General features: G+C 54.2%; 14 protein-coding genes. 8 read left to right on the forward strand and 6 right to left on the reverse strand.

The features are described from left to right. The first annotated feature begins 91 nt into the window (after positions 1-91). Positions 92-259 (forward strand): 50S ribosomal protein L33, encoded by a 168-nt coding sequence (gene rpmG / locus AUP42_RS04165; RefSeq protein ID WP_007089918.1) that lies wholly within the window; start codon positions 92-94, stop codon positions 257-259. Positions 260-357: 98 nt separating this feature from the next. Here rpmG and AUP42_RS04170 read toward each other — a convergent pair whose 3' ends face one another. Together AUP42_RS04170 and AUP42_RS04175 are read right to left on the reverse strand one after the other, a co-directional pair. After that, positions 358-735: a DUF423 domain-containing protein gene (locus AUP42_RS04170; RefSeq protein WP_062949392.1), complete on the reverse strand. Its 378-nt coding sequence runs from the start codon at positions 733-735 to the stop codon at positions 358-360. Between the two features lie 268 nt (positions 736-1,003). After that, on the reverse strand, positions 1,004-1,684 hold the full coding sequence (locus tag AUP42_RS04175) for a Crp/Fnr family transcriptional regulator (RefSeq protein ID WP_062949157.1): 681 nt from the start codon (positions 1,682-1,684) through the stop codon (positions 1,004-1,006). Positions 1,685-1,952: 268 nt separating this feature from the next. On the opposite strand from AUP42_RS04175, the gene AUP42_RS04180 reads away from it, so the two are divergent. Beyond that, positions 1,953-2,789, forward strand: a complete 837-nt coding sequence (locus AUP42_RS04180; protein WP_062949159.1) for an alpha/beta hydrolase — start codon at positions 1,953-1,955, stop codon at positions 2,787-2,789. A gap of 149 nt (positions 2,790-2,938) precedes the next feature. After that, positions 2,939-4,714, forward strand: coding sequence for a gamma-glutamyltransferase (gene ggt, locus AUP42_RS04185; protein ID WP_231858151.1), 1,776 nt, complete (start codon positions 2,939-2,941; stop codon positions 4,712-4,714). A gap of 90 nt (positions 4,715-4,804) precedes the next feature. Here ggt and AUP42_RS04190 read toward each other — a convergent pair whose 3' ends face one another. Both AUP42_RS04190 and AUP42_RS04195 read right to left on the reverse strand, forming a co-directional pair. Continuing rightward, positions 4,805-5,473, reverse strand: coding sequence for an HAD family hydrolase (locus tag AUP42_RS04190; protein WP_231858152.1), 669 nt, complete (start codon positions 5,471-5,473; stop codon positions 4,805-4,807). Positions 5,474-5,496: 23 nt separating this feature from the next. Next, the gene (locus AUP42_RS04195) at positions 5,497-5,850 is read right to left on the reverse strand and encodes an ArsC/Spx/MgsR family protein (protein ID WP_062949398.1); all 354 of its coding nucleotides are present in this window, start codon (positions 5,848-5,850) and stop codon (positions 5,497-5,499) included. Between the two features lie 142 nt (positions 5,851-5,992). Here AUP42_RS04195 and dusA point away from each other — a divergent pair, with 142 nt between their 5' ends. The 5 genes from dusA to AUP42_RS04220 all read left to right on the forward strand — a co-directional run bounded on the left by dusA (position 5,993) and on the right by AUP42_RS04220 (position 12,398). Next, positions 5,993-6,991: a tRNA dihydrouridine(20/20a) synthase DusA gene (gene dusA / locus AUP42_RS04200; protein WP_062949400.1), complete on the forward strand. Its 999-nt coding sequence runs from the start codon at positions 5,993-5,995 to the stop codon at positions 6,989-6,991. Continuing rightward, a complete protein-coding gene (gene mnmC, locus AUP42_RS04205) occupies positions 6,988-9,021 on the forward strand; it encodes a bifunctional tRNA (5-methylaminomethyl-2-thiouridine)(34)-methyltransferase MnmD/FAD-dependent 5-carboxymethylaminomethyl-2-thiouridine(34) oxidoreductase MnmC (RefSeq protein ID WP_062949161.1) in 2,034 nt (677 codons plus the stop codon). The genes dusA and mnmC overlap by 4 nt, the downstream gene beginning before the upstream one ends. After that, positions 9,018-10,214 carry a 3-phenylpropionate MFS transporter gene (locus AUP42_RS04210; RefSeq protein ID WP_062949163.1) on the forward strand — a complete coding sequence of 399 codons (1,197 nt, stop codon included), beginning with the start codon at positions 9,018-9,020 and terminating at the stop codon, positions 10,212-10,214. Before mnmC ends, AUP42_RS04210 begins: the two co-directional genes overlap by 4 nt. Positions 10,215-10,239: 25 nt before the next feature. After that, entirely contained in the window at positions 10,240-11,097 is an 858-nt protein-coding gene (locus AUP42_RS04215) for a class I SAM-dependent methyltransferase (RefSeq protein WP_062949165.1), read from the forward strand. A 119-nt stretch (positions 11,098-11,216) separates the two neighbouring features. Beyond that, positions 11,217-12,398, forward strand: a complete 1,182-nt coding sequence (locus AUP42_RS04220) for an MFS transporter (RefSeq protein WP_062949167.1) — start codon at positions 11,217-11,219, stop codon at positions 12,396-12,398. Positions 12,399-12,450: 52 nt separating this feature from the next. Here AUP42_RS04220 and AUP42_RS04225 read toward each other — a convergent pair whose 3' ends face one another. Further along, positions 12,451-13,620, reverse strand: coding sequence for an ABC transporter permease (locus AUP42_RS04225; protein ID WP_062949169.1), 1,170 nt, complete (start codon positions 13,618-13,620; stop codon positions 12,451-12,453). Next, positions 13,617-14,615 (reverse strand): ABC transporter permease, encoded by a 999-nt coding sequence (locus AUP42_RS04230; protein WP_062949171.1) that lies wholly within the window; start codon positions 14,613-14,615, stop codon positions 13,617-13,619. Before AUP42_RS04230 ends, AUP42_RS04225 begins: the two co-directional genes overlap by 4 nt. Positions 14,616-14,673 lie beyond the last annotated feature (58 nt).

The following is a 14,673-nucleotide window of genomic DNA, read 5'->3' on the forward strand; positions in this document are numbered from 1 at the left end:
GGCATTCTTTTTTGCCAAAATGGCTTGACACCCGGCGCATAACCTTTATGTTCCGCGGCCTGAGATACACCTGAACACAGGAAGCTGAGATATGGCGAAGCCCGCTTCGATCCTCGTAAAGTTGGTAAGCACCGCTGATACCGGTTACTTCTATGTCGTTAAGAAGAACCCGCGGAATACCACCGAGAAATTCTCGTTTCGCAAGTACGACCCGGTCGTGCGCAAGCACGTCGAGTTCAAAGAAGCGAAAATGAAGTAATCTTTCAGCTAACGCTGACTGGATTATCGGAATTAAAAAAAGACGTGCCCTTCGGGTCGCGTCTTTTTTTATTGCCTGACTGGATCGAATAAATCGCGTCAGGCGGAAAACCGTTTCCACCCTGCCCCGGCCAGCATCAGCCAACCGCTTATGAATGACAGCCCACCAATCGGGGCGATCATGCCAAAGGTGCTGATCCCGGCAAAGGCGATGACGTAAAGCGCCCCGCAAAAGAACAGAATGCCCGCCAGCATTGCATAAGCCGCCCAGCGCAGAAGCCGTTCATCGGGCACCTGATGGGCAAGAGCCGCGATGGCAGCCAAACCCACGGCATGCACCAGTTGATAATGCGCACCGGTTTCCACAAGCTCGCGCGCACGGTTCATTTCCTCGCCCGCCATGCCGTGGGATGCAAATGCACCCAGCCCAACCGCGATTGCCCCGTTCAACCCCGCCATAACAACAGATAACCGCATGAAGTTGTTTTCCGATTTCATGATGCTTTGCACTGGCGACACTTTATCGCCCCGCAGACAACCACGCTATGATCAAACACAAAAAAAATGGCCGTACAAAAATGTACGGCCAGTAAACTCTCTTGGGGGAGATGTGCCGGACCAATTAAATGCCCGTCACCCTGTTTTTCTATCCTGAATAATCAATCGGCTCTGTGACATTCGTCACAATTTGTGAAACATTTTCAATTTTCTGCCGATAATTCATCACTTTGCCCTCAATTTTGATCTAATGGATCGATTCACTGAGGAATTCTTCAAGACGCTGTACATTGGGCACATACAGACCCAGCTCGACTTTGGCGATCAAACCATTTCGGGCAAGCGTTCCCATGACACGGGCAACGGTCTCGCGAGATGTACTGACCCTGCTGGCAATTTCTGAATGGACGGGCACAGGACTTAACATCGCGGATCCGTCTTCTGCGATCTCGATCTGCGAGCAACGCAGGATTTCCGCAACAACCCGTTCATTTGCACCAAGTGTGCTGACGTCGACAATGCGTCGGGTCGATGTTCTGACGATCCTTGCCAGTTCCCTGATGACACTCCAGGCAACAGAAGGATGGTTTTTGACGATTTTTTCGAAATTGGCGGGGCTTACAATCGCGACATCCGTATTTGTAACAGCCAGGACACAGGCTGAACGCGGCTCGCCATCTATTGCCGAAAGTTGCCCGACACAACCGCCTGCCCCGATTTCTTCCAGCGTGATCTCGCGACCGGACAAAGAATAATTCACAATTCGGACCTTACCCGACAAAATCAGATAAACATCCGAACTGTCGGATTCGGGTTCAATAATCTGCGCCCCAGCCGAAAATGTTTTCCGGTTGATGTGCCGCTCGACATCTGCGAGTGCGACCTGATCAAGCCCCGCGAGAATACCGACCACCGATAATTCTACCATCTACCCCAGCTTTTCTATGCTTTCGCTATCATTTTCGCGTCAATGCGATGGTCAGACTTAACACCATGCACTGCTTTTGAATGCTGTCCCGTAAAGATCATATGCAAAGCAGACAACACTGACAATCATCCGCGACCAAGTCCCCAAGGCAATTTACAATACAATTGTATGACTATACAGCATCCAAACGAATGCTGCGGATGCGAAGTCCGGATTTTCATGTTACGTTATAGTGATCCCCACACAGTTCGCATGCAGGAGGCCTGCCATGAGTCCCGAATTGGAGATTTTTCGCCGCAGCCCAAGCGACAAACCCAAATGCAAAACGCCGGTCGTTTTCGTCCATGGTGCATTTACAGGCGCATGGTGCTGGAACGAACATTTTCTGACCTGGTTTGCCGATCAGGGGTTTGAAACCATTTCATTTTCGCTGCGCGGCCATGGTGGCAGCGGCGGGCGCGAGCTGCGCAGCCTGGCATCGATTGACGATTATGTCGAAGACCTCGAAACGGTTGTCGATACGCTGTGCCAGAAGCCGATCCTGATCGGTCATTCGATGGGCGGCTACATCATTCAGAAATATCTTGAAAAGCACAAGGCAACCGCCGCTGTCCTGATGGCATCTGTCCCGCCCGAGGGACTTCTTGCCAGTAATACCATGATGGCAATGGCACAGCCCGATCTTTATCTTCAGATGTTCTGGCTTCAGGCGATCGGCCCCCACACGCTGCTGCGTGACCGGCTGGGACGCGCCATGCTGTCACCCGATATTGCCGAAGACGAAGGCATGATCTATTTCGGCCGGCTTGAAACCGAAAGTCACCGGGCACTTATGGACATGATGGGGGGCAATCCGGTGTTTCTGTCGCAAACCGATCTGCCGCCGATGCTGGCAATTGGGGCACGCAATGATGAAATCATTCAAAGCGAGGTGGTCAATCACACCGCCCGACGTCTTAGGGCGGATTGCGTGCTGCTTTATAATATCGCACACGCGATGATGCTGGATGCGAATTGGGAAAAGGCCGCAAGCAGCATTGTCGAATGGCTTGAAAAGCACGTGATCGAAAAACAGGACAATACGACAAAGAAGTCTGCGGCCTGATTGATCGCAAAAACGAAATACAGGTTTAGAGGCAGGATGTTAGCGCATCCTGCCTTTTGTTTTTTGAGTGCTAAGGAACTGTTTTCTTTTCAATCTCTGCAATTTCTGGAAGCATGATCTTACAAAGCCACAACAAAAAGGTTGGTGACATGGTACGTATGACAGGATGCTTCCGGCTCAAAACATCAATCGTCACATTCGGGATCACGGCCCTTCTTGCCCTGCCGGCAACGGCACAGCAGGCAACAGATGCCATCGCCCCGGAAAGTTCAACGATGCGGATCGGATTGCGCAGTTCGATACAATCGGAAAACTGGATGGTCAGTGCCGCCAACCCGCTGGCGGTCGAGGCTGGTGCCAATGTTTTACGACGCGGCGGCAATGCAATTGACGCCATGGTCGCCGTCCAAACCATGCTGGGACTGGTCGAACCGCAATCATCGGGTCTGGGTGGCGGTGCGTTTCTGGTTTATTACGATGCGCGCAGTGGCAAGCTGACAACGATTGACGGTCGTGAAACCGCGCCGATGGCAGCAACCCCGACCCTGTTTCAGGATACAAACGGCCAACCGATGGAATTCTATGATGCCGTTGTCGGCGGCCGTTCCGTTGGGACACCGGGGACACCTGCATTGCTGAAAGCCGCCCATGAGAAATGGGGACAGCTTGAATGGCCGACATTGCTTTCCCCAGCCATTGAACGCGCTGAAATCGGCTTTAACGTTTCGCAACGTCTTGCCGCACTGATTGCCGAAGATCGTGAAAAGCTTTCGCGTGATGATACGGCAAAGGGATATTTCTTTGATGCCAGTGGAGAGCCTCTTGAAGAAGGTGCCCTTCTGAAAAACCCGGAATATGCCAATACTCTTAAGAGTTTGGCGCAAAATGGTACGGACGGGTTTTATTTTGGCCCCATCGCCAATGACATTGTGGCCAAGGTTCAGGGTGCAAGCTGGAACCCTGGCGTTCTATCGTTGAAAGACCTTGCCAACTACACGGTCAAGGAACGCGATCCGGTTTGCAGCGATTATCGCGGGTACGAAATCTGTGGCATGGGACCACCATCGTCCGGGGCTTTGACCGTCGGGCAGATTCTGGGCCTGATCGAGCCGTTTGATATTGGGGCCCTTGGCGCGGAATCGCCGGAAAGCTGGCGCCTGATCGGCGATGCATCGCGACTGGCATTTGCCGACCGTGGGCGTTACATGGCCGACATCGATTTTGTGCCGATGCCGTTGACCGGATTGCTGGATAAAGAATATCTGGCGCAAAGATCGAAACTTCTGGAAAGCAACCAGGCGCTGGAAAGTGTCGAACCGGGTATGCCCGCATTCAGCCATGCCATGCGGCTTGCCGATGATGAAGCAATCGAATTCCCCAGCACCAGCCATTTTTCCATTGTCGATGCGATGGGGAATGCGGTGTCGATGACAACCACGATTGAAAACGGCTTTGGGTCACGCCTGATGGTTCGGGGCTTCATGTTAAATAACGAACTGACTGATTTCTCGTTTGCCACCCACAGCGACGGCGTTCCGATTGCCAATCGGCTGGAACCTGGCAAACGGCCAAGATCTTCGATGGCACCGACGATTGTGATGCAGGACGGCAAACCGGTGATCGTTACCGGATCACCCGGTGGATCACGGATTATCGGCTATGTCGCGCAATCGTTGATCGCGCTTATCGACTGGAAAAAAAGCCCGCAGGGTGCAGTCAGCATGCCTCATCTGGTCAACCGGTTCGGAACTTATGACATTGAATCCGGGACAACAGCCGAAAGGCTTGCCCCTGCCCTTGAAGCCCTTGGTTATGAAACCAGCATCAGGGATCTGAATTCGGGACTGCATATTATTCAGATCACCGATCAGGGATTAATCGGCGGCGCTGACCCGCGGCGCGAAGGGATTGTAATCGGAGAGTAAGAAAAACCTTACCAACCGCATATTGTAAGAATTTTTCTTGCCGGACAATAGACGGGCGGTCCTGACCACAGTGCCGCCCGATACCTGTAATTAGCGTAACCAGCTTGCCAGCATATCGCGCAGAGCCAGATGGTTTTCAGCGGTGTAATGCGCCCCCGCATCGCGAAGCGCGTCACCCGGTGTCAGGTCAACCAGACCAATTGTTGTCGCCCCCGAAGCCACACCGGCACGAACACCACTGATGCTGTCATCGATCACAACGCATTGGGTAATATCGACACCGATTTTTTCGGCTGCCAGCAGATAAACATCCGGTGCGGGTTTGGCATGTGCAACGTCATGGGCCGAACAGATCCGCCCGCGAAAACGATCCAGCAATCCGACCTTGCCAAGTGACACATCCATCTTGTCATGCGGACCGTTGCTACCAACCGCCATCGGGATGGCATTGCGGTCCAGAAGGTCAAGAACCGCACCAAGATCGGCGTATGGCTTCAGGTCTTTTTCAAATGATTTGAAGGTTCTGGCATAACATTCCTTAATCCAGCCGTCAGGAAGCGTAACACCAAAAGATTCTGCCATTTTGGGGGCAACGGCCGCCAGCGTACCACCGATAAAGAATTCGTGACTTTGCGCCGGGGTCATGTCACAGCCATATTCGCACAGCAGATCGGTCAGGACCCTGTTGGCAAGATTTTCGGTATCGACCAGCACACCATCGCAATCAAAGATCACGCCGTGCACAACCGGTTTCGTCACGATAGCATCCATCATTTCCCTGCTCATGCTCCGGCCAGTTCGGACCAGCGCCCTTCGTCATAGGCCACGGTTCGGGTTGTACCGAAATCGACAACCGGACGTTTGATCACGGTCGGATTGGCAGCAAGGATTTCGGCCGCAGCCGCATCGCCATTTTCAAGCACTGCCTTGTCGTCATCGGAAAGATTGCGATAGCTTGGACCGCGTTTATTGATCAGGGTCTTGCCGCCGACTTCGGCAAGCCAGCCTTCGATGGTTCTGGCATCAATTCCGTCAACGCGGAAATCATGGAACTTGTGTTCAAATCCCTTGGCGTCGAACCATTTCAGGGACTTTTTGACTGTGTCGCAGTTTTTGATGCCATAGACGGTGATCATGAATTCTTCCTGTATTTCGCAATGCGCGATGCAGCCATGCATCGCCGAATGAGTTTTGACCCTAAATCCCGGAACATATATAAAGACCGCGCCCGGAAAACGGCAACCCCAATCAGATATGCAGGATCAGGAACAACTCGGTATGACTGTCAATCGGCGTATTTCCGTCGCCCCGATGATGGATTGGACGGATCGGCATGATCGCTATTTCTTGCGGCAGATCAGTCGTCATACGTTGCTTTATACCGAAATGGTCACCACAGGGGCCATCATCCATGGCGGCGCGGACCGGCATTTGCGTTATGACGTGGTCGAACATCCCGTTGCCCTGCAGCTTGGCGGCAGCAACCCCGATGATCTGGCGCGCGCCTGCGAGATTGCCAATGATTATGCCTATGACGAGATCAACCTGAATTGCGGTTGCCCGTCGGACCGCGTGCAGAACGGTGCCTTTGGTGCCTGTCTGATGGCTACCCCCGATGTGGTGGCAAATTGCGTCAAGGCGATGATTGGCGCCAGCGACGCGCCGGTAACGGTCAAAAACCGTATCGGCATCGATGATCAGGAAGGTTACCCGTCACTGAAACGATTTGTCGAAACCGTGGCCGATGCCGGGTGCAAGACATTCATCGTGCATGCCCGCAAGGCGTGGCTGAACGGGCTCAGCCCCAAGGAAAACCGAGAAGTTCCGCCGTTAAAATATGAACTGGTTTACCAGTTGAAACAGGAATTTCCGGAACTTGAAATCCTGATCAATGGCGGCATCAGGACACTGGACGAAACCGAAGAGCACCTTAAACAGGTTGATGGTGTGATGATCGGGCGTGAAGCCTATCAGAACCCCTATGTTCTTTCGGATGTCGACCGTCGTTTTTATGGCGATGAGACCCCGGCCCCAAGCCGCCATCAGGTGGCCGAGGCGATGCTGCCCTATATTGACGAACATCTGAAATCGGACAACGGGACGCTTGGTCATGTGACGCGGCATATGCTGGGACTGTTTCAGCATATGCGCGGAGCCAAACAATGGCGCCGGTATCTAAGCGAGAACGCCCATCGCAAAGGTGCGAGTGTTGATACCGTGCGCGAGGCACTGGCACTTGTGTCCGACGAAGAAGATGCCGAGGCACTGTCTGCATGAGCGCAGATGAACCATCCGGCGATAACGCCGAAATAGCCGACGGCATTATCTGGCGCGACGGAAACGTCCCCTATTCCCCGCAATTTGGTGATATTTATTACAATCCGAAAAACGGATTGGCCGAAACGCAATATGTGTTTGTGGCGGGCAATAACCTTCCCGCGGCTTGGCAAAACCGTGAGAATTTCACGATTGGCGAAACCGGCTTTGGCACAGGCCTGAATTTTCTTGCCGCGTGGGATTGCTGGCAAAAGGACCCGGCGCGGTCCAGACGGCTTCATTTCGTATCGGTCGAGAAATTCCCGCTGACGCGTGATGCGATGGCACGCGCACATCAGAACTGGCCGGAATTGGCCGATATTTCAAGGCAACTGGTCGCGCAATGGCCGACCGGAACCATGTTGCCCGGTGTGCATCGTTTGGGATCGGATGATGGTTCGGTCACGCTGACACTTCTGATCGGGGATGCGATTGACTGTTACCGTGATTATCACGGAACAATCGATTGCTGGTTCCTTGATGGTTTTGCGCCGTCGCGGAATCCCGATATGTGGCGGCCGGAATTGTTCAATGCTCTTGTCGCGGCATCAAGTCATGATGGAGCGACCCTTGCGACATTCAGTGCGGCACGCATCGTGCGCGACGGGCTGGAACAGGCCGGGTTCGAGATCAGCAAGCGCAAAGGATATGCCTATAAGCGCGATATGATTACGGCCAGACTTGCGCCGAAGGATGCACCTGATCAGGACACCAGCGGCAAAGGGATTGATGAGAGTCCCTGGTTTGTTTTGCCAAAGACAACCGGCAAAAAACATATCGCCGTCATTGGCGGCGGCATGGCAGGTGCAGCCTGTGCGCACGCCCTGCACAATCGCGGATGTGCGGTGACGCTTTTTGAAAAATCGGATCATTTGGCCGACGCGGCATCCGGCAACCCGATCGGGATGCTTGAACCCTACCTTACCGTCGATGACGCAATCACTGGGCGGTTTTACGAAGCGGGTTTTCGCTATAGCCAGCGATTGGTAAGGACACTTGCAGAATCCGGACATATCGAAGCCGGTTTCTGTGGCGTGCTTGATCTGATATCGGGCCCGCGTGATGAAGAACGTCAGGCAGGACTGATCAATAGACTGGGGCAAAGTCCCGATCTGGTCCGTTTGCTTGATCGCGAAGCAGCCAGTGCAATCTTTGGCCTGCCGCTGCCGCATGGCGGGTTGTTTTATCCAGATGCGGGCTGGGTCAATCCGCCGTCACTGGTGTCGTACCTTGCGCACGGGATTGAATGCCATACGGGGGCCAATATCGTCGGCATTTTTGACGATGGCGACGGCAAAGTCGTGAAATCCGCCGATGATCGTGAATTTGGTACGTTTGATGCCATCATCATCGCAGGTGCCACCGAAACCGGCGCATTTGACCAAACCGGCTGGCTTGCGGATTACCTGCGTCCGGTACGTGGGCAGATCAGTTATTTTGACGAAGGCGTGCTTCGGGACTGTTACGGGGATCATCCGATCCGTTGTGTGTTAAGTCACAAGGGATACCTGACCCCGGCGCGAAATGGCACTCATGTGTTTGGCGCGACATTCGGGCGCGACGATAGCCAGACGGATTTACGCGAAGACGATCATGCCTTCAATGTCGGGCAACTGGGCAAGGTATTGCCAAAGCTTGCCGATGTGCTTGATCCGGCGGCACTGTCTGGCCGGGCGGCACTTCGGACCACAACCCCGGATCATTTGCCCGTAGTTGGTCCTGCACCGGACTATGGTGCCTATCTTCTGGCTTATGCCGATATAGACAAAGGGAAAAAGGCGGCACGATATGTCGATGCGACTTACCACAAAGACGTGTATATCTGTACCGGATTTGGCGCACGCGGGCTGATTGCGGCTCCGCTCGCCGCCGAAATAATTGCCAGCGAGATATGCAATATGCCCCTGCCCCTTGAAAAGTCCCTGATGGATGCGATCCATCCTGCGCGGTTCATCGTGCGTGGTCTTAAACGGCGGCAGATCACGGCATGATCAACAAGCCCATCCTTCCGTCATTTGACGACCCGCGCATGAAAACCGCAACGATCCTTGCGCTGTTTTTCGTGGGGCTTTTCCTTATTCAGGGTGTGTTTCTGCCCTATTGGCCGGTCTGGCTCAAAAGCCAGGGATTATCGGCAGGCGAAATCGGCATTCTGCTGTCCCTGCCCAACTGGGTTCGGGTTTTTGCCGACCCATTGATTGCACAACGCGCGGACCGTACGGGCAACCGTAAAACGCCGATGCTCTGGCTGGCGGGGATTTATGTCGTTACGGTTCTTGCCTTCCCGGTATCAAGCAATTTCTGGTGGCTGGCAGGATTGTCAGTGATCATCGGCTTTACCTTTGCGCCGTTATTGCCGCTGGGCACGACGATTACGGTTCATGAATGCAAAGCCAAGGAACTTGATTACGGGCGGGTACGGCTTTGGGGGTCGCTAGCGTTTATTGGGGCCTCTTATGGCGCGGGATGGGTGCTGGACGGGACATCGACCGCCTGGATTGTCTGGCTGCTATTCATTGCCGGGATTGTCAATTTTGCCATCGTCACCCGTATGCCCGATCCGCAAACCGACCGACCGTTGCGGTCCGGATCATCAATCATCTATCTGCTGCGGAAACCCGTTTTCCTGATTTACCTCGGCTGTATCGGTTTCGCGCAAGGATCGCACGGCACCTATTACAGCTTTGCCTCTGTCCATTGGGAAAATGTCGGTTATCCCCATGATGTGATCGGTGCGTTCTGGTCCATTGGGGTGATTGCCGAGATCGCCCTGTTTGCCTTTGCCGGGAAATATGTCCGGGGGCGGCATCCAGGGATCCTGTTTGCCATTGGGGCGGCATCCGGTGTTTTGCGCTGGACAGTTCTGGGCATGACCGACAATTTCTGGCTGATTGTTCTGGTGCAGCCATTGCACGCCATGACATTTGGTATTACCCATCTGGCGGCTGTCAGCTTTATTGCCCGTGCAGTGCCATCCCAATTGGCGACGTCGGCGCAAAGTCTGATGGCGACATTGTCGATGGGTGTTTTTCTTGGCAGTGCGATCTGGGCATCCGGTCCGCTTTATGATCATTTCGGGTCGCATGCCTATTACGCCATGAGCGGACTTTCGATTGTTGCGTTCTTCTTTGCGCTTTGGCTAATCCAGCGCTGGCGCGGCGAAGACAACACGTTTTGTGACTGACCGGGGTGCCCCGGGGGGAAATCTGATGAGCAATCTTCCGCTTTCACGGAAATGGCGCCGTTTGAAACTGGGGCTTAAGACACTTCTGACGGCATCACCAGCCGGTTATTTCATTCCGTATCGCTATGCCGCAGAAACGGCCAATGCCGTTGGTCGACCGCATTACCCGGCCATCGAGGAAATGATGGATCAGGCCGCACCGACCATGAAGGCATGGCTGACCAAAGCCGCCAAATATCAGGATGCGTTTGCCAGTTTCGGCAATGCCGCCCCACCCGATCCGCGCTGGCAACAAAGCTGGTTCCCGCGGCTGGACGGGATGATGGCTTATGTGCTGACGCGTGAATTTCGCCCGGAACGGATTATTGAAATCGGATCGGGTCATTCGACGCGATTTTATTATCGCGCCATTCTGGATGGTGAACTTGAAACCCTCTTTCACGCGATAGATCCGGCACCACGTGCCGATATTGCAGCCCTTCCGATCACGGTTGAACGGACCATCGTGCAAAAAGCCGATCCGACCGTGTTCAGGTCATTGTCGGGTGCAGATATTCTTTCGATTGATTCAAGCCATATCCTGATGCCCGGAACGGATGTTGATCTGCTGTTTTCAACGGTCATACCGTCATTGCCCAGTGGGACGATCATTCATATTCATGACATCACCCTGCCCGATGATTACCCGGGAATCTGGCAATGGCGCGGATATAACGAACAGCAGGGCGTCGCGGCGTTGCTTGCCGGGAACGGGTTTGAAATCCTGTGGTCCAGTGCCTATGCCACGACACGCCTGAAGGATATTGTGAGCAAGTCGATTGCCAATGGCATTCACCTTCCCGAAGGTGCGCATGAGACCAGTTTATGGTTGCGCAAAAAGTAATTCCGACCAGATAAGATCAAGCCAAGCCGTAATTTACGGAAACAACGGGGCGCCAAGCCCCGCCTGCCCACCGGGAAAACGTCCTTCCACCCGACCCGAGATTAGTCAGGATTAAGTCGATGTCGCGAACAGATGCTCCGGGTCTTGGCCGGGGACTGACCTTTGTCATGGCGATCGCTGCCGGTCTTGCCGTTGCCAATATCTATTATAATCAGCCGATGCTTGGCATCATCATGGCGGAATTCGGCCAAAGCGGCACAGCGGCCCTGATCCCGACGGCAACGCAGTTGGGATACGCCATCGGCCTGTTTTTGCTGGTGCCACTTGGCGATTTGTTTGACCGGCGCAAACTGATCGTCCTGCAGTTTCTTCTGCTGGCCCTTGTGCTTGTGATCGAGGGATCGGCACCAACAGATTACATTCTGTTTGCCTCGTCAGTCCTGCTGGGTGCCTGTTCGACTGTCGCCCAGCAGATCATCCCCTATGCGACCGCACTGACTCCGCCCGAAAGCCGTGGCAAAACCATCGGAACGGTTATGGCAGGCCTGCTTTGCGGTATTCTTTTGAGCCGCACGCTGGCGGGGTTTGTTTCAACCCATCTTGGTTGGCGCGAAATGTTCTGGCTTGCCGCCCCGGTGGCGGTTCTTGCTGCGATCCTGATGGCGGTGATGTTGCCAAAGGACAAGGCACGCACATCCATCGGATATGGAGAGGCGCTTTTATCCGTGCTGTTCCTGTGCAAACAACAGCCTGCCCTTCGCCGTGCAACATTGACGCAGGCCGCCCTGTTCGGATCATTTTCGGCCTTCTGGACCATATTGGCACTGCATCTTCAGGAACCGGACTATCAGCTGGGTGCCGATATCGCCGGGCTGTTCGGTGTTCTTGGGGCGATTGGCGTTCTGGCAGCGCCCCTTTCGGGCCGGTTGGCGGATCGATATGGCCCGTCACGCGTCATTGCCGCAGGTGTCATCATTTGCGTGATTTCGTGGCTGGCATTCGGGCTTTGGACGGCGCTGGCCGGGCTAATCCTTGGCGTGATCATTCTGGATTTCGGCGTGCAAAGCGCAATGATTTCCAACCAGCATGTGATTTTCGGTCTGGTCCCCGAGGCGCGCAGCCGGATCAATACCGTTTATATGACCGGCATGTTCCTTGGCGGATCATTTGGCTCGGCCGGAGCCACTTACGCCTGGGGGCTGGGTGGCTGGCCTGCTGTTTGCGGCTTTGGGCTGACACTTTCGTTGATCGCGATGGTGCCTTCCATGGCCCAACTGCGATCAAATCCGGTTCCGCGTTAAAACAAAACAGCCCGCCACACACTGACGGGCTGTTTTGCATTTCGCAGAAAGATCAATTCTTATAGGGATCAGCAGCATCCCGCAGGCCATCACCAAGGAAGTTGAACGCCAAAACAACGATTACGACCGGTACGACTGGCAACATCAGCCAAGGATAAACCGCAACGGCGTTGATGTTCTGCGCCTCGTTCAATAGCACGCCCCAACTGGTGACAGGTGCGCGAAGGCCTAGGCCAAGGAAACTGAGTGCTGTTTCGCCAAGGATCATGTTAGGGATCGAAAGGGTTACCGATGCGATCAGGTGGCTGGCGAAGTTCGGCAGCAGATGGCGGGCGATGATGCGTTTTGGTTTTGCCCCCATCAGGCGTGCGGCAAGGGCATAGTCTTCTTCGCGCAGTGCCAGAAGTTTTGATCGCACCGCACGGGCAAGTCCTGTCCAGTCGATCAGGCCCAGAATGATCGTGATCCCGAAATAGATCAGAATGGGGCTCCATGTTACCGGCAAGGCCGCCGATAGCGCCATCCATAACGGGATTTCGGGCATGGAACGGATGACTTCGATCAGACGCTGCGCGGTTGCATCGACCCAGCCGCCGTAATACCCCGCCGCCCCGCCAATCAGAATGCCGAGAACGAAACTGACCGCGATACCAACCAGACCAATGGTCAACGACACGCGTGCGCCGTAAATCATTCGTGACAGCATATCGCGCCCCAGCCGATCCGTGCCCAACAGGAACAGGGTTCCGTCCTCGGCCGGGCACATCACATGAAAATCGGCTTCGAACAGGCCCCAGAATTCATAGGGATCACCAGAACAGAAGAAGCGGATTTTTTCAACGCGGTTCTCGCTTGGCGTATAGATCGGTTTTAGCGTTTCCATATCAATCGAGAAGTCGGTGCCATAGGTAAAGGGTCCGACAAATTTCCCGTCATGAAACAGATGGATCGCCTGTGGCTGGTGATGGATATATTCCGAATTCCGCGTTTCCTGCGCATAGGGCGCAAGGATTTCAACGATGAAAACGGATGCATACATGATCGCCAGAATGATCAGCGAAACATAAGCTAGCCGATGACGTTTAAGCCTCCACCAGATCAGCTGCCACTGTGACGCAAGATAGTATTTTTCCTGCGCGGATGTCAGCTCCTCGCGATCCCAGGGATCAAAAGGCGCGGTATCAATGAAATGCTCGTTACGTTTATCGTCGCTGCGGCTCATTGTGATACCCCTCCCTGCAGGCGAATTCGGGGATCAAGCCAGGCAAGAAGCAGATCAGATACAAACATGCCGACCACAGTCAGAAGCGCCAGAAACATCAGGAATGATCCGGCCAGATACATGTCCTGACTTTGCAGGGCGGCAAGCAACATAGGCCCGGTGGTCGGCAGCGACATCACAACAGATACCAGCACAGAGCCCGAGACAACCTGCGGCAGGATATTGCCAATGTCGGCGATGAACGGATTCAGGGCCATGCGCAGCGGATACTTGAACAGAACCCGCGCTGGCGACAGGCCCTTGGCGTGGGCGGTAACGACATATTGTTTGCCCAGTTCATCAAGCAGGTTGGCACGCAGACGCCGGATCATCGACGCCGTTCCCGACGTACCAATCACCAGAACCGGTGCCCAAAGGTGTTCGGCGACCGACATGACCTTGGCAAAGGACCAGCCCTGATTGATGAATTCCGGGTCCATCAACCCACCGATAGAGGTTCCGAAAACCACGTTGGCGTAATAAAGCAGAATCAGCGCAAACAGGAAGTTCGGCATGGCAAGACCAAGAAAGCCGAGCAAGGTAAAGCCATAATCGCCCCAGCTATATTGACGGGTGGCCGAATAGATCCCGATCGGGAAGCTGACGATATAGATGAACAGTACCGTGCTGAAATTCAGAACGACCGAAAGCCAAAGACGGTCCCCGACCACCTCGGTGACCGGAAGATTATATTCGAAGGAAAAACCAAGATCGCCATGCAGTAATCCCCAGGCCCAATCGAAATATTGCTGCCAGATCGGCTGATCAAGGCCGTATTGCTGTTTGAGGAAAGCAATCTTGGCCGGATCGACCGCCTCGCCCTGCGCCTGCAATTCATTCAGATAGGTGGACAGGAAGTCGCCCGGCGGCAATTGAATAATGATGAACACCAGCACGCTGATAAAAAACAGCGTGGGCATCATGACAAAAAGCCGTCTTGCCAAGAAAGTCAGCATCGGCGGTTAAGCTCCCCCTGACGCATCGCCCGGTTTCCCTGCCCGGAATGATGCGTTC

This window comes from Thalassospira lucentensis (assembly GCF_001613805.1).
GTDB lineage: Bacteria > Pseudomonadota > Alphaproteobacteria > Rhodospirillales > Thalassospiraceae > Thalassospira > Thalassospira lucentensis_A.